The organism is Providencia rettgeri (assembly GCF_013702265.1).
Taxonomy (GTDB): Bacteria; Pseudomonadota; Gammaproteobacteria; order Enterobacterales; family Enterobacteriaceae; genus Providencia; species Providencia zhijiangensis.
The window spans coordinates 2,213,121-2,229,829 of sequence record NZ_CP059348.1; the positions used below are offsets into that span (position 1 = coordinate 2,213,121).

Annotated in this window: 13 protein-coding genes; 8 read left to right on the top strand and 5 right to left on the bottom strand. The window is 41.0% G+C overall.

Features of this window, described 5'->3' with window-relative positions; translation table 11 throughout:
- Positions 1-2: 2 nt before the first annotated feature.
- From oppC to H0913_RS10200, 5 genes are all read right to left on the bottom strand, one after another.
- The gene (gene oppC / locus H0913_RS10180; protein ID WP_154603725.1) at positions 3-911 is read right to left on the bottom strand and encodes an oligopeptide ABC transporter permease OppC; all 909 of its coding nucleotides are present in this window, start codon (positions 909-911) and stop codon (positions 3-5) included.
- Between the two features lie 15 nt (positions 912-926).
- Positions 927-1,847, bottom strand: coding sequence for an oligopeptide ABC transporter permease OppB (gene oppB / locus H0913_RS10185; RefSeq protein ID WP_154603724.1), 921 nt, complete (start codon positions 1,845-1,847; stop codon positions 927-929).
- Positions 1,848-1,929: 82 nt separating this feature from the next.
- Positions 1,930-3,516, bottom strand: coding sequence for an oligopeptide ABC transporter substrate-binding protein OppA (oppA, locus tag H0913_RS10190; protein WP_420720245.1), 1,587 nt, complete (start codon positions 3,514-3,516; stop codon positions 1,930-1,932).
- 148 nt (positions 3,517-3,664) lie between these two features.
- The gene (locus tag H0913_RS10195; protein ID WP_154603723.1) at positions 3,665-5,296 is read right to left on the bottom strand and encodes an ABC transporter substrate-binding protein; all 1,632 of its coding nucleotides are present in this window, start codon (positions 5,294-5,296) and stop codon (positions 3,665-3,667) included.
- 618 nt (positions 5,297-5,914) lie between these two features.
- The gene (locus tag H0913_RS10200; RefSeq protein ID WP_036956506.1) at positions 5,915-6,559 is read right to left on the bottom strand and encodes a YchE family NAAT transporter; all 645 of its coding nucleotides are present in this window, start codon (positions 6,557-6,559) and stop codon (positions 5,915-5,917) included.
- A gap of 523 nt (positions 6,560-7,082) precedes the next feature.
- On the opposite strand from H0913_RS10200, the gene adhE reads away from it, so the two are divergent.
- The 8 genes from adhE (at position 7,083) to H0913_RS10240 (ending at position 16,706) form a co-directional block, all read left to right on the top strand.
- Positions 7,083-9,743: a bifunctional acetaldehyde-CoA/alcohol dehydrogenase gene (gene adhE / locus H0913_RS10205; protein ID WP_154603722.1), complete on the top strand. Its 2,661-nt coding sequence runs from the start codon at positions 7,083-7,085 to the stop codon at positions 9,741-9,743.
- A 389-nt stretch (positions 9,744-10,132) separates the two neighbouring features.
- Positions 10,133-10,711, top strand: coding sequence for a fimbrial protein (locus H0913_RS10210; protein ID WP_181477206.1), 579 nt, complete (start codon positions 10,133-10,135; stop codon positions 10,709-10,711).
- Positions 10,712-10,804: 93 nt separating this feature from the next.
- Positions 10,805-11,512 (top strand): molecular chaperone, encoded by a 708-nt coding sequence (locus tag H0913_RS10215; RefSeq protein WP_181477207.1) that lies wholly within the window; start codon positions 10,805-10,807, stop codon positions 11,510-11,512.
- Positions 11,487-12,059, top strand: coding sequence for a fimbrial protein (locus H0913_RS18895; RefSeq protein ID WP_154603719.1), 573 nt, complete (start codon positions 11,487-11,489; stop codon positions 12,057-12,059). The genes H0913_RS10215 and H0913_RS18895 overlap by 26 nt, the downstream gene beginning before the upstream one ends.
- Positions 12,060-12,101: 42 nt before the next feature.
- The gene (locus H0913_RS18900) at positions 12,102-12,629 is read left to right on the top strand and encodes a fimbrial protein (RefSeq protein WP_181477208.1); all 528 of its coding nucleotides are present in this window, start codon (positions 12,102-12,104) and stop codon (positions 12,627-12,629) included.
- A 10-nt stretch (positions 12,630-12,639) separates the two neighbouring features.
- Positions 12,640-13,341 (top strand): molecular chaperone, encoded by a 702-nt coding sequence (locus H0913_RS10230; protein ID WP_154603717.1) that lies wholly within the window; start codon positions 12,640-12,642, stop codon positions 13,339-13,341.
- A 13-nt stretch (positions 13,342-13,354) separates the two neighbouring features.
- Entirely contained in the window at positions 13,355-14,095 is a 741-nt protein-coding gene (locus H0913_RS10235; RefSeq protein WP_181477209.1) for a molecular chaperone, read from the top strand.
- A 43-nt stretch (positions 14,096-14,138) separates the two neighbouring features.
- Positions 14,139-16,706, top strand: a complete 2,568-nt coding sequence (locus H0913_RS10240) for a fimbria/pilus outer membrane usher protein (protein WP_232368780.1) — start codon at positions 14,139-14,141, stop codon at positions 16,704-16,706.
- Positions 16,707-16,709 lie beyond the last annotated feature (3 nt).

The following is a 16,709-nucleotide window of genomic DNA, read 5'->3' on the forward strand; positions in this document are numbered from 1 at the left end:
CCTTAGCGATCTTTCGGGTCGAGGGCATCACGTAAGCCATCGCCGATAAAGTTAAAACAGAACAACGTGATAACTAAGAACCCAGCGGGGATCAGCAGTAACCACGGCGTGACTTCCATAGAGTTAGCGCCATCACTGAGTAAAGCACCCCAGCTACTGAGTGGCTCTTGCGTTCCTAAGCCAAGGAAGCTTAAGAATGACTCAAACAGGATCATACTTGGGACTAATAATGATGCGTAAACCACGACCACACCCAGTACGTTCGGTACGATATGACGCAGGATAATGTGGCGCGTGCTAACACCGCAGACTAACGCCGCTTCAATAAACTCTTTGCGTTTTAACCCTAATGTTTGCCCACGCACGATACGCGCCATATCCAGCCATGACACCATCCCAATGGCCACGAAGATCAATAGGATATTGGTACCGAATAACGTCACTAACAAAATAACGAAGAACATAAATGGGAAGGAGTTTAAAATCTCCAGTAAGCGCATCATGATGGAGTCGACTTTACCACCCACATAACCTGCCAGTGAGCCATATAAGGTGCCAACCACCACCGCGACTAATGCCGCCGCTACGCCGACCATTAACGAAATTCGTCCACCAATTGCCACGCGCACAAGTAGATCACGCCCTGAAGCATCGGTTCCAAAATAGTGTCCCGTCGCCCAATCAGGTGGCGTCGACATCATTTCCCAGTCGGTATCATCATATAAAAACGGCGATAACATCGGGGCAAAAATCACAAACAGCGTGATAAAAAATAGCACGCATAGGCTAACAATTGCCGCACGGTTATGCATAAAGCGTCGTCTTGCATCTTGCCAAAGACTGCGCCCTTCAATATCCAATTGCTCAGAAAAATTTTCCAGAGCTTCACTATTTTTGTTGTTTAATAACATAGTGTTTCTCCGGTTCTAGTAACGAATTTTCGGGTCGATGACGGCATATAGCACATCGACAATAGCATTAAAGGCAATGGTCAATACCCCAACTAAAATCGTTAAGCTGAGCACTAACGAGTAATCGCGGTTCAGTGCGCCATTGACGAACAACTGCCCAATTCCCGGTAAGCCGAAAATGGTTTCAATCACCATTGAGCCCGTGATGATCCCAACAAATGCAGGCCCCATATAAGAGAGCACTGGCAGTAATGCAGGTTTTAACGCATGGCGGAAAATAATGGTACGCAGCGGTAATCCTTTTGCTCGTGCAGTACGAATAAAGTTTGAGTGCATGATCTCAATCATCGAGCCACGGGTAATACGCGAAATACTGGCGATATACGCCAAAGAGAGCGCCACCATCGGCAAAATCATGTGCGTGACATTACCACCATCCCAGCCTCCACCGGGGAGCCATTTCAAGTGAATGGCAAAAATTAGCACCAAAAGTGGTGCCACAACAAAGCTTGGGATGACAACCCCCGTCATGGCGAATCCCATGACTGTAAAGTCCCATTTGGTATTTTGATTTAATGCGGCAATCACCCCCGCAGTAACACCAAATAACACCGCAACCACAAAGGCTGTGGCGCCTAATTTTGCAGACACAGGAAAGGCTTTCGCAACTAAGTCGTTGACACTGTAGTCTTTATATTTGAAAGAAGGACCGAAATCCCCTTGAGAAAGTTGGAATAAGTAGTTGAAATACTGCTTATACATAGGGTCATTAAGGTGATACTTCGCCTCAATGTTGGCCATAACTTCGGGTGGAAGTTTACGTTCGCCGGTAAACGGGCTACCCGGCGCGAGTCTCATCATGAAAAATGAGATGGTGATAAGAATCAGTAAAGTCGGAATTGCTTCAAGCAAACGACGCAAAATAAATTTAAACATTGCCCTTTCCTACTTCTATTGCCATTTAGGTAATATTGCCATTAGGCTTATAGCTGGCTCACAAGGAGCCAGCCTGTTGTGATTAGTGCTTGATGATATACAGATCTTTAGTATGTAAGTTATCTAATGGATCTTTACCCGTATATCCACCCACGTATGGCTTCACTAAGCGGGTGTTCACATAGTAGTAGAGAGGCACGATACCAGAGTCTTTATCTAACAGTTTTTCAGCTTGTTGGTACAACTCAGCACGCTCTTCATCCGTTTTCACCTGAAGTGTTTTCTTCATGATGGCATCGAAATCTTTGTTTTTATAATGCACGGTATTGTTACTGCTATAAGAAAGCAGCATGTTTAAGAAGGATGACGGTTCGTTATAATCCGCACACCAGCCCGCACGCGCTACGTCATAGTTACCTTGGTGACGGCTATCTAAGAAGGTTTTCCACTCTTGGTTTTCCAGTTTCACATCAGCGCCAATGTTTTTCTTCCACATGGATGATGCGGCTATCGCGATACGTTTATGTAAATCTGACGTGTTATACAGTAAGTTGAATTTCAATGGATTTGATTTGTTGTAACCCGCTTCTTCCAGCAGCTGTTTGGCTTTTTCGTTACGCTGCTCTTGAGTCATGTTCGCATACCAGTCTGGTTTTTCTGTTTTCATGCCACTGGTAAACGGTGGTGTGAAGCCATAAGCAGGAATATCACCTTGCGCTTTCACTTTGTAAGTAATGACATCTCTGTCCATTGAAAGCTTTAACGCTTCACGAACACGCGGGTCATTAAACGGCGGTTTTTCATTATTAATTTCGTAATAATAGATACAGAGATACGGGTTTACACGCAGCTCTTTTGGCATGTTTTCTTGCAGTGACTTGAATTGTTCGATTGGTAAATTGCTATAGGTCATATCAATTTCACCACTGCGGTAACGGTTAACATCAGTGACTTCAGAGGAGATAGGCAGGAAAGTCACTTGGTCAATCACTGTGTTCGCGTTATCCCAATAGGTTGGACTACGTTCTAAAACAATACGTTCGTTAACTGTCCAATCTTTTAATTTATAGGCGCCATTACCCACAAAATTGGCTGGTTGAGTCCACTTAGCACCATATTTTTCGATTGTTTTTTTATTCACTGGTGACATCGAGGAGTGTGCCAATAATTTGGGAATATAAGGGACGGCTTCACTCAAGCTAATCACTAAAGTTTTATCATCCAGCGCTTTAATGCCCAGCTCTTCTGGTTTTTTCTTACCGGCAATAACATCATCAATATTTTTGATATGTGCATACTGCAAATAACTCGCGTATGGGGATGCGGTATCAGGATCTGCGAGTCTGCGCCAGCTATAAACAAAGTCTTCCGCCGTGACAGGGTCACCATTTGACCACTTGGCGCCATCGCGAATTTTAAACGTCCACTCGGTAAAATCTTTATTTTCCCAGCTTGTAGCAGAGCCCGGTAAAATTTCACCATCAGGACCGACAATCGTAATCCCTTCAAAAAGGTCTCTTGCTAAAGCCGACTCTGGAACACCTTCAATTTTATGCGGGTCAAGGGATTGAGGTTCAGAACCATTGTTGCGAACCATATTTTGTTTTTCAGCCAGTTCGACACCTGCTGGCACCACTGCACCATAACTTGTCGCCATCGTCCCTGCCATTAACCCAGCAGCAACGCTTAAAGCAACAAATGTCTTATTCAGTAATTTGCTCATTATTTTGGTTACTCCCATACTATTGTTTTGGTTGTGTTGTTGATGCATCTGCCTACTGAGTCAGTAAGCAGTTATTTTGTTTATTACAAAATTATTAATTAGTAGAATTAATATATAACCGCTTAATATCCATGTGATCAAGAGGGTCTTCACCTTTAAATCCTCCGATTGTGGGCTTGATCATCCTTGCACTCACACGGTAATAAACGGGAACTAGCGCAGAGTCCTTATCCAGCAAGGTTTCTGCCTGTTGGTAAATCTGTTGACGAGCTTGGTCATTCGGTGCAGTTAAAGCCTCTAAAAGGAGTTGGTCATAAGCTTTATTTTTATAGGCAGCGGTATTGTTGCTGTTTTCTGACAGTAATGAATTCAAGAATGCAGACGGTTCATTGTAATCGGCGCACCATGTTGCTCTTGCAACCTGATAATTCCCTTCATGGCGATTTTGCAGTGTGGTTTTCCACTCTTGGTTTTGCAGCGTTACCTCTGCGCCAATATTTTTCTGCCACATGGATGCGGCCACAATTGCCTGCTGTTTATTTTGGTCTGAGGTGTTATATAGCAAGGTAAACTTAAGCGGATTTTTGGCGCTATATCCTGCCTCCGCAAGCAACGCTTTCGCACGTTGATAACGCTGTTCTGGCGTGAGCTTTGCCCATTCAGGCTCTGCAAAATTACCATTATGGATAAACGTTGGTGTAAAACCGTAAGCTACCGTCTGTCCTTGATCGATAATTTTATTGGTGATGGTTTCTCTGTCTAAACCTAATTTAATGGCTTCGCGTACCCGAGGGTCAGTGAATGGGGCTTTTTGGTTATTAATTTCATAATAAAACGTACACAGAAACGGACGTACATACAGTTCGTTCGGCTTTTCCGCTTTCATCTTTTTGAACAATGTTGGGGGAATAGCCGAATTACTAATATCAATTTCTCCACTGCGATAACGGTTGTTATCACTGACTTCAGAGGTAATGGCTAAAAAAGTCGCTTGATCGATCTGCGTTTTTGCGTCATTCCAATATAGCGGATTACGCTTGATGATAATTCGCTCGTTGACCGTCCACTCATCCAACACATAGGCACCATTGCCCACAAAAGATCCCGGTTGAGTCCACTTATCACCATATTTTTCAATGGCTTTACGGTTAACTGGTTTCATTGATGTATGGGAAAGCATATCGATAAAATACGGGACTGGATGGCTTAGGGTGACTTGCAAATGTTTGTCATCAAGGGCTTTGACACCCAACGATTCTTTGGGTTTTTGACCTTTTAAAATAGCGTCTGCATTTTCAATATAAGCATTTTGTAAATAACTGGAATAAGGCGAGCCTGTTTTAGGATCCGCTAAACGCTGCCAACTATATACAAAATCCTCTGCGACAACGGGGGTGCCATCGCTCCACTTGGCATCATCTCGCAAGGTAAATGTCCATGTGGTGTAGTTCTCATTCTGCCAGCTCGTTGCCATCCCGGGCACGGCCACACCATTAATATCGTCGTAAACCAGCCCTTCCAATAAATTTAAAATAATATTGCCTTCAGGCACCCCTTCGACCTTATGAGGATCGAGTGAAGTGACTTCTGAACCGTTATTGACCACTATTTTATTTATGGAAGTTTTATTTGATGAGGATTTATCGGGGATTGATGAGGCTTGAGCTGAAATTGCTAATGAGAAAATGAGACAGGAAAGTAAACTGTGCTTAGTAGTAAGTTTCATCGTTGCGCCTTCTCCATTTCATAGTTACGGTTTTACAGTTAACGTTTCAACGTATGTTGAACGACGTTTGGCACGCCTCCACATTGTTGACTTACTGCTGCTCTAGTCACTGTTTCCTAAGTTGTTTTCTAATTTAACCGCCAAAAGCTTTCCTTAAAGGTGCAATTTTGCTCAGAAAGCTTATAAAAAAAAGCTATAAAAAATTACATTTAGTTAACATTTCAAATTAAAGAGTCTATTTAAAAGGGGTAACACACTATCTCAACTTTTAAATACTCAAATAAAAACAACTAGATAATAAAAAACCTTAAGTAACTCTTAAAATCTTTATCAACAATAATCCAAACATATCATTAACAATCTCTGATGAGAATAGTGAATAAATTTACGCAGCTCACATTTCCTTACTTTTTATGCCTAATTTTGCAAAAAGTGCGACACATAATCACATTTCAAATTTATCGCGTAGAGGAATTATTTTGGTTGTAAAGGACAGCTTGGTTGCACAGAACACGCCAAAATAATTGAGTGAGTATTTTGAACTCGAAAGGAATAATGGAATGACGGGAAAAGCGGATGAGAATAGCCGTCTAGTAAGACGGCTAAATAATGCTCAAACTATAAAAGCCCTGGAAATATGGCTTTAACACCGGTTACAGCGATTTCGATGCCTAATGACATAAGTAGCAGGCCCATGATACGGGTGACAACGTTGATGCCCGTTTGCCCTAAGTAACGAACCAGTAAAGATGCAGAACGGAACAACAGCCAACAGCAAAAAGCGAACAAAATACTGGTTAACGCTAAACCAATAAAGTTCTGCCAGCCAGTCCAACGTGATGACCAGACAATACACGAACTGATTGCCCCGGGACCCGCCATTAACGGAAGCGCTAACGGCACCACCCCAATACTATCTCGCACTGCGGTTTCTGTTTTTTCTTGTTTGTTCTGTTTGTCCTCACCAATTTTACCGCTGATCATCGATAACGCGATGGTGACAATCAGAATTCCCCCCGCAATACGGAATGAGTCAATTGAAATACCAAACAGCTGTAATATCGAGTCCCCCACCAACAGTGATGTGCAGAGAATAATTGCGACTGATGAGTTGGCTATCGTATTAGTTCTATTGCGGCTCGCAACGGTTTGATAGTTTGTCATACTAATAAACACAGGCAGGATACCAACCGGGTTTACTAACGCAAATAGACCAATAAAAAATTTAATATAGCCTGATAAATCAAGTAATGTTGCGCTCACCCATTAATACCCTCATAAAATTCTTAAACAAGAAACGCTTACCTGAACTAATTTTATCACTGAAATCGCTAAAATCCTTAGTTAAAGAACAATTTTGTGCATCTTAATAGAATTATTTATTGCAGCTTATCTTAATGACTAAAAAAGGATGATTTATTCACCTCTTTTTAGCGATAAATTAATCATTTATTTGCAAATCAAGGAATCCCGTAAAAACGGCATGCTGAATGGAGTCAGCTTGCATATTTTGTGATTTAGATCACTTTATTAAATTCCCTTTTTGTTAATCTAGTCTCAACTGATAAACGCAGTGATCAATCAGTTAATTTTTACTTTTTGAGCTATTTATCTGAGATTTATAAGCCAATTAGCATGGGTGAAAAGCATTATTATTAAGTTTATCTATACTGTTGTTTTAGGTACTTATTTAGAATGGCCACTTTGGACGCTCTAGCCACAACAGCTTTTTTTAGATGCTTTGCTCATTGGCTTAAAAATTTTAACTTTATCAGGAGTAATCTATATGTCCGTAACAAACGTTACTGAACTCAATGAACTTGTTGCTCGTGTCAAAAAAGCTCAACGTGAATTTGCCAGCTTCTCTCAAGAGAAAGTTGATCGTATTTTCCGCGCCGCTGCCCTTGCTGCTGCTGATGCACGAATTCCATTAGCAAAACTCGCGGTTGAAGAGTCAGGCATGGGAATTGTTGAAGATAAAGTGATTAAAAACCACTTCGCTTCTGAGTATATCTACAACGCCTATAAAGATGAAAAAACCTGTGGTGTTCTATCTGAAGACCCAACTTTTGGTACCATCACCATTGCTGAGCCGATTGGTATTATCTGCGGTATCGTTCCAACTACTAACCCAACCTCTACCGCAATTTTTAAATCATTAATTAGTTTAAAAACCCGTAACGCAATTATTTTCTCTCCACACCCACGCGCTAAAATTGCGACCAACCGTGCAGCTGAAATTGTATTGAATGCGGCCATTGAAGCTGGCGCACCGAAAGATATTATTGGCTGGATTGACTCCCCTTCTGTTGAGCTATCCAATGCCCTGATGCACCACCCTGACATTAACCTGATCTTAGCGACAGGTGGCCCAGGCATGGTGAAAGCAGCTTACAGTTCCGGTAAACCTGCGATTGGTGTTGGTGCGGGTAACACGCCAGTTGTTATCGATGAAACTGCAGACATCAAACGTGCCGTTGCCTCTATCTTAATGTCAAAAACGTTTGATAACGGCGTGATTTGCGCATCTGAACAATCTGTTGTGGTAGTTGATGCGGTTTATGACCAAGTCCGTGAGCGTTTCTCTACCCACGGTGGCTACCTGCTGCAAGGTAAAGAGCTCAAAGCGGTACAAAATATTATTTTGAAAGATGGCAACTTAAATGCGGCTATCGTGGGTCAACCTGCATTTAAAATTGCAGAAATGGCTGGGGTTGTTGTTCCTGAAACGACTAAGATTTTAATCGGTGAAGTCAAACTTGTTGATGAGTCAGAACCATTCGCTCATGAAAAACTGTCCCCACTCTTAGCGATGTATCGCGCTAAAAACTTTGAAGATGCGGTAGAGAAAGCTGAACAGTTAGTGGAAATGGGTGGTATCGGTCACACATCTTGTCTCTATACTGACCAAGATAACCAGCATGACCGTGTCAGCTATTTTGGCGAAAAAATGAAAACGGCGCGTATTTTGATTAATACCCCTGCGTCTCAAGGCGGTATCGGTGACCTGTATAACTTTAAACTGGCGCCATCTTTAACCTTGGGTTGTGGTTCTTGGGGTGGTAACTCTATCTCTGAAAACGTAGGACCAAAACATTTAATCAATAAGAAAACCGTGGCAAAAAGAGCTGAAAATATGTTGTGGCATAAACTTCCTAGTTCAATCTATTTCCGCCGTGGATGTCTTCCAATCGCTTTAGAAGAGATAGCCACTGATGGTGCAAAACGCGTCTTTATCGTGACCGATAGCTACTTATTTAATAATGGCTATGTTGATGAAATTGTCGATGTTCTGAAAAAACACCATATTGAGACCGATGTTTTCTTTGAAGTTGAAGCTGATCCAACATTATCCGTTGTGCGTAAAGGTGCTGCGCAAATGCAAGCCTTCCAACCGGATGTAATCATTGCCTTAGGTGGTGGTTCCCCAATGGATGCCGCGAAAATCATGTGGGTGATGTACGAACATCCAGAAACACACTTTGAAGAATTAGCGTTACGTTTTATGGATATCCGTAAACGTATTCATAAGTTCCCGAAAATGGGAGTGAAAGCAAAACTGGTCGCTATCACCACCACTTCAGGTACAGGTTCAGAAGTGACACCATTTGCCGTTGTGACTGATGATAAAACAGGTCAAAAATACCCATTAGCGGACTACGCATTAACACCAAACATGGCGATTGTTGATGCTAACCTTGTGATGAATATGCCTAAATCCTTAACCGCGTTTGGTGGTTTGGATGCGGTGACTCACGCATTAGAATCTTATGTTTCTGTTCTGGCAAATGAGTTCTCTGATGGTCAAGCACTCAAAGCACTGACCCTGTTAAAAGATTATCTGCCAGCAAGCTACCATGAAGGGGCAAAAAACCCAGTAGCAAGAGAGCGCGTTCATAATGCGGCAACATTAGCGGGTATTGCTTTTGCTAACGCCTTCTTAGGGGTTTGTCACTCAATGGCACACAAACTAGGATCGGAATTCCATATTCCACACGGTTTAGCTAACGCCCTGTTGATTTGTAACGTAATTCGTTTCAACGCAAATGATAACCCAACTAAGCAAACAGCATTCAGCCAATATGACCGCCCTCAAGCACGTCGCCAATATGCTGAAATTGCAGACCACTTAGGGTTAACTAAAGCAGGCGACCGCACTGGTGCGAAAATTGAACGCTTACTGGCTTGGTTAGAAGAAATGAAAGCTGATTTAGGCATTCCTAAGTCTATCCGTGAAGCTGGCGTTGCAGAAGCAGACTTCTTAGCTCACTTAGATAAACTGTCTGAAGATGCATTTGATGACCAATGTACTGGCGCTAACCCACGTTATCCGCTGATTTCTGAAATTAAACAACTGTTACTGGATTCTTACTACGGTCGTGAATTTACTGAACAAAGTGCAGAGCCAGCGGCACCAAAAGCTGAAAAGAAAAGTAGCAAAAAATAGTTAACATACTGATGGCTTAGCCATTAATAGATAAAAAAGGCTTCAAAAGATTTAGGGTCTCCCTAACGCTTTTGGAGCCTTTCTCGTTATTGCACCATCATAAACCGATGAGAATATGTCAAAATATTTCCTCGTCAAAAGAGTAAATTATTGATTTGAAATATATTCACCTCACCATCACTCTTATGCAGTGTAAATTACTAACACTTTCACCCTGATTTGATACACAGTTCACATTTATTCCCTTCATTACCTCTTGTATTCTTATTTCATCGAAGCAAGGCGGGCAGTTAATTATCTTGCATTAATTCATTTTCATTAATGGCTCTCACTCACTGATTTTTATAAATACAAGAGTCACCACATTTAAACTTATTAAGAGAATAATTATGTCATTATTAAATAAAGCTACACCAGCAATCTTATTAGCCTCTGTTTTAGCAACACCAGCCGCATTTGCGGAAGAAAATACACCACAGGGTAATCACGCGGCCACGGTCACTTTTGAAGCCCACGTTCGTACTGCTAGCTGTAACGTCTCTTCTACCACTGAAGGCGGCATGGTTAATTGGGGCGTATTTACCTCTCAAAGTGTGAAAGATATTGAGAAAAATACAGCGATTGGCGAAACCAAAAACTTTAATTTAGTACTAACCGAGTGCTCTCAACCTCAAAAGGATGACAGTACCGTATTAGTTCATGCATCGGGTTCAGCATCACAATACAACCCAAATTTATTTGCAAACTCTGCTGCTAAATCCCTAGCGGTAGAATTAAAAGCCATCAGTGAAAATAGTGGAAAAGTCAGTGTATTACCAAATAAAGAATCAACTGTCGCGCTGGCAAATAATCTTTCAACGAGTGGCTTTGCTAATATTCCGATGGAAGCACGCTTAATAAAAATCAATGATACAAATGAAGGTGATAGCTTAAAAGTCCCTGTCACATTTACTGTTTCTTATAATTAATTCCCCATATCAAAATACAATCAATAAGTGTACATTATGGGCAGAGGTCGTTGTTTGTTTCTCTATTGGGACTCTGCTCATTAAGGTAACTCGATGAAACTACGTATTAGCAACCTATCTAGTCTATTTTGCAGCTTATTATTTGTTTTTTCTGCCAATGCTACCGCCAAAGGCGTCAGCTTAGATGCAACTCGTATTGTGTATGTGCAAGGCGAGAAAAGCGTCGCAATATCGGTTGTTAATAGTGAAGCAAAAACCACTTATTTAACTCGTGCATTTATTACCACTGAAAATAATGACCGTAATACGCCATTTGAAGTGACGCCCCCTGTATTTAAAGTTGCCCCAAATAGCCAACAAGAAGTCAGAATTTTAGCAAAAAATAATACACTCCCCACAGATCGGGAATCACTGTTTTTATTTCATGCAATGATGATTGCAGGTCAATCTGAAAAAGTCGATGGGGATGGTTTAAATATCGGTTATGACCATGTCATTAAACTATTCTATCGCCCAAAAAATCTGCCATTGACGTCTGATGACGCCCAAAAAAAATTAAAATTTACGGTTAAAGGTTCCCAATTAATCGCAACCAACGATACACCTTATTACATTAACCTAGCGCAAGTTAAAATTAATCAGCAGCGTCTTGATGTAAGTTTAGAAAAGAAAAATACCACCATCCCCCCATTTTCGTCATTGAGTTACCCTATTTCACCTAGCATGAACAAAGGTGCCATTATTTGGCGCACCATTACTGACTTAGGGGGTACCCATGAATTCAATGCGCAACTTCCTTAACGTTACCATTTGTTTTCTCAGCGCATTCTCTTTTTGCCCGACTGCACTTGCTCAATCAAACCAAGATGCAAGTGTCGACTTAGTGGTAAAAGGTCATGTATCTAAAGGCAGTTGCTCTTTTTCTTTTTCCAATAAAACGGTGACATTCTCGCAGCCTATTATTGCGCGAAATATACAACAAGATCTTAATGGTGATGCTGCGACAGAGCCTTTCTCTCTTGAATATGTTTGCCAAGATTATAATGGCGAAGAGCTACCTGATTTACAGGTTTCATTGGCTGCAGATAGTCAGTCATCTATTACGAATGGCAAGCTAGCACCGAAAGAAAACATCACTCATGCTGCATTTTCATTGCGCCAATGTAATAGCGTGAAAGGAAATTGCCAATCCATTGATTTTACAGGAGACACCTCAACCATTGCATTTCCTGTCACTAATGGCGATAACGAAAAACATTTCGAGGCAAAAGTGGTGAAATTAGATAATACGCCAGTTAGCGCAGGAAAACTTAGCGCGGCTGTGGTGTTCACGTTTTTGCAACCATGATCGTGTGTAGATATGACCGTTGCTAAATATGAGAAGAAAGCCATGAAATTATTATTCAGCACTGCATTATTATCTCTTTTATCCAATCTAGGATGGAGTGCGAATAACGCTGAATTCGATTTTAATGTCAAAGTTATCGAACAAATGTGTCGAATTTCAATTGAGGGCACTTCCCTGAATGAAGTGGATTTTGGCAATATTACTGTTTCAAATATTGAGACCAATCAAGTCCAACCTATTCCAATTACAGTTACGCTCTCTGATTGCACCACCAATAATTTTCACAATGCTGTCGTCAAAGTATCCCCAAAAAACTATATTGACCCGATTACCTTTATTGATGAGCCAAGCAAAAATTTTGGTGTCAGTTTTTCTGAAAGTAATAACGTTGCAGCTTCTGCAAACTTTAGCGATTTTATTGAAAAAGGCAGTAATGCTTGGCAAAACATCAGCCAGGATCAACTGCATAAAACCCTTTATACTTATATTCGGTGTCCGTCTGGAAAAACTTGTGATCCGCAAATTGGCCCTTTCCAATCGACAATTACTTTTTCCTTTATCGTGGATTAAATAAGCTGATATGAAAAAACTGGCTGGCGTTACCTACATAATTTTATTCATGATGAGCTTTCTTGCTTACAGCGCTGGCTTGCGTTTAGAACAAACGCGATTAATCTTAAATAGTACCAAACCCAATGCGACATTTACCGTTGTAAATGATGATTTGAATCCCTATTTAATTCAAACCGCCGTAACTGAACAATTTGAAGGTGCCAAATCCCCTTATTTTGTGGTGACGCCGCCGCTATTCAGATTAGATGCAAACAGTAAATTTAGCGCTCGTATATTATTAAAAAATAAAAGCGAACTACCAACAGATAGAGAATCTCTGTTCTTTTTAAATACACGGGCTATTCCAGCGGAAAAGCATCCTAATGAACAGACAAATGATGCTAAACTCACATTTGTGACAAATATCGTGATTAAAGTCTTTTATCGCCCGAGTCAACTGACCGTACCTAATAACGCTGTATTCCAGCAAGTAAGCCTAAAGCAACAGGGAAAACAGTGGATGCTAAATAACCCTACACCGTATTATCTGACGGTGGTGAATCTTAAATATAACCAGCAAAGCTACAAGAAAAGCCTGATCCTCCCGCCATTTAGTGATACGGAAATAGCTGATTTACAAGGTCATATTTCCCAAGCCCGTTGGCAGATGATTAATGATTTTGGTGGTCTTTCAGACGTTATTATTTATCCACCAGCTAAGAATAAATAAGGCAATAAATTCCATGAGACTGATGCGCTTTTCTCTGTTTTTGTTTTTATTGACGATGTTAGGATTTCCCGTAATCACACAAGCTATTGATGATAGTTTGAAATTCTCATTGCAGCGGCTCACATATATTGCTGGCGATAACAGCGTGTCGATGAGTTTGCGTAACACTAGTCAATCGCCGTATCTTATTCAAGCTAATATGTTGTGGCTTGATGAATCCACGGGCTTGAATACTCTTGATAAATCAGAAAAAATTCCGTTTACCGTGACGCCGCCATTATACAAATTATCTAGCGATGAGTATTACAGCTGGCGAGTGTTATTTACTGGGAAAACACCCAGTTTGCCCACAGATCGGGAAAGTGTATTTTTACTCCAATTAAAAGCCATTCCCTCTACAGAGCCACAGCATGATGAATCAATGCAATTTACGGTGACGCGTTCTCTGCTATTTAAAGTTTATTATCGTCCAGCCAATTTAAAGGGAATGACATTAGAACAAGTGTCCAATCAATTATCCTTTCGACGCGAAAACAATTATCTTGTTGTGAAAAACAACAGTCCTATTTATGCGACTTTCGATAATCTTTCAATCAATGGCATTCCCGCAGATAGCGACATACTATTTATGTCAGTCGCTCCTTATTCTGAACAGCGTTACCCTTTTAAGCAGTTAATCGCTGGAACCATTAGTTGGGCGTTAATGGATGAATATCTCCTACCCACAAAACAAAAAAACAGCCTCGTGCAATAACTAAAATAGTCTAAAAATACACACAACAGGCAGGCAGCAGCACGTGATAAAGTTACCGAGTTTTAAAATAAGTCTGTTATCTTCTTTGATTTTGTTTCCGTTTATTGGATACAGCGAAGATTACTTTGACCCTAATTTATTGGATGAGCACCTAGGATTAGATCCTGCACAGGTAGATCTCAGTCAATTCTCCCAAGAAAATTCCTTACCTCTGGGTCAATATACCTTGTGGGTGACAGTCAATCAGGAACCTCAAGGTGAATACTCCCTGAATTTTGTGAAGAATGACAATAACCAAGTTGTTCCTGAGCTATCCATAAAACAATTAGCTACATTCGGAATTGATGTAGATAAAATAAAATCGCTGCGTGATCTTCCCCCTGACACATTAATTACCGACCTTCCTCATTATATTGATGATGCCAAAGTGACTGTAGATCTTTCCAAGCTACGAGTGAATATTAGCGCTCCTCAAATCGCGATGAATAACCAGGTTGCCGGGTATATTCCCAAAGAATTATTGGATGACGGTATCCCTGCATTTACCACTAACTATATGATTTCGGGTAACCGCTCTAATAATAAGCTCTCTACGGGTAAGCAATCTTCCGACAATTTATTTATTAATTTAAACGGCGGATTAAATGCTGGTGCATGGCGGCTCAGAACAAATATGTCTTATGCCTACAACCGCTATTCCGGTATGGGCAATAACCGCACAAAATCCAGTACCGATTTTGCGAACACCGCAGTATCTCGCCATCTTTATGATATGGGTTCTGACCTTTTAATTGGTGAAAGTAGCACCCGCGGCGAACTGTTTGATTCGATCCCTTTTAAAGGGGTTCAATTAGCATCCAACGACCAAATGTTACCCAGTAGTTTACGCAGTTTTGCACCCAATGTGACGGGAATTGCTCAATCCAATGCCCAGATTACAATCCGGCAAAATGGCTATGTGGTTTATCAAAATTATGTACCGCCGGGCCCATTTAGTATTGACGATCTGGCTATCGGAAGTAACTCTGGCGCATTAGATGTCACCATCAAGGAAGAGGACGGAACAGAGAGAACATTCACCGTTGCCTTTGCCTCCCTGCCTATTATGCAGCGCCCTGGTGGATGGAAATATGAATTAACCGCGGGTCGTTACAATGGCGGGGTCACGGTCGGATCGAAAGAAGCCGACTTTGTCTTAGCTAACGCTATTTATGGACTTCCTTATGACATTACTCTGTATGGGGGCGGTATTGGCGCACAAGATTATTGGTCTGGCATTGCAGGTTTAGGGCTTTCAATGGGAAATCTTGGCGCTATTTCTACTGATGTGACTCACGCACAAGCGACTCTAGATAATCTTCCAACCCAGAAGGGTCAAGCTTACCGAGTGCGTTACGCTAAGAATTTCGTAACAACCAATACTTCAGTCGATATCTCAGGCACTCACTATTCATCACAAGATTATTACACCTTTAATAATTTCAATAACCATAATTATCGATATATTGATGATATCGCGCCATGGACAGGACTTCCTGAAAAACGTCAATATTCAATCTCAGTTTCACAACCACTCAATAATTTCGGTTCACTCTATTTTTCAGGAAGCCGTTATGAGTATTGGGATAATCAGCAAAATATTACCCAAGTTTCCGCAGGTTACAATAATAGTTATAAAGGTATTTCCTACGGGGTTAACTACAGTATTGACCGGACTAAAAATAGCGATCAATGGCCTGAAAACCGTCAAATAAGCTTTAATGTCAGTGTGCCTTTTAGCCTTTTCTCAAATGACCCTATGCTAACTAATATGAGTAGTACCTATTCGATTAGCCATGATAATAACGGTCGAACAACCCAGCAAGCAGGCCTAAATGGTAATTTATTAAATTCAAAACTCACTTATGGTATTTCACAGAGTTGGGGTAATCAGAATCAACGAAACTCGGGGAGCCTCTACACCAACTATGCTGGTAATAGAGGGACAGTTTCCGCCGGTTATAGCTATTCTCAAAATTATAATGCATTTAATGGTAGCTTAAATGGTGGTGCCATTATTTATTCTGGTGGATTATTACTTGGTAAAACCATGGGAAATAGTATGGCTATCATTGAAGCCGAAGGCGCTGAAGGTACGCGCTTAACAATTGCGAATACGCAAATAAACGCCCAAGGTCAGGCTATTTATCCCTATTTATCTGACTACAGTAAAAATACCGTTGGCTTAGATGTAAATACCTTACCTGAAAATGTCACCTTAAAGCAGACATCGAAAAATGTTTACCCAACCTCTGGTGCTATCGTCAAAGTTAAATTTGATACTCGAATGGGTTATCAGGCACTTATCAATTTAATTCATCACAATGGTGTCGTTCCATTTGGTGCTGTTGCGACATTATTGGATGATAATCAAGATGATGAAAATACGGGATTGGTCGGTGATGATGGTCAACTGTATATGAGTGGGCTGCCCAATCAAGGGACATTACGCATTCAATGGGGAGCCAGTAAACCACAATCCTGTTTGGCACATTTTACGGGTTTAGATGTGATAACCCCGACGGAAGACCATCCTATTCGGGGTATATCAGCAATATGTGTGAGTGAATAACCC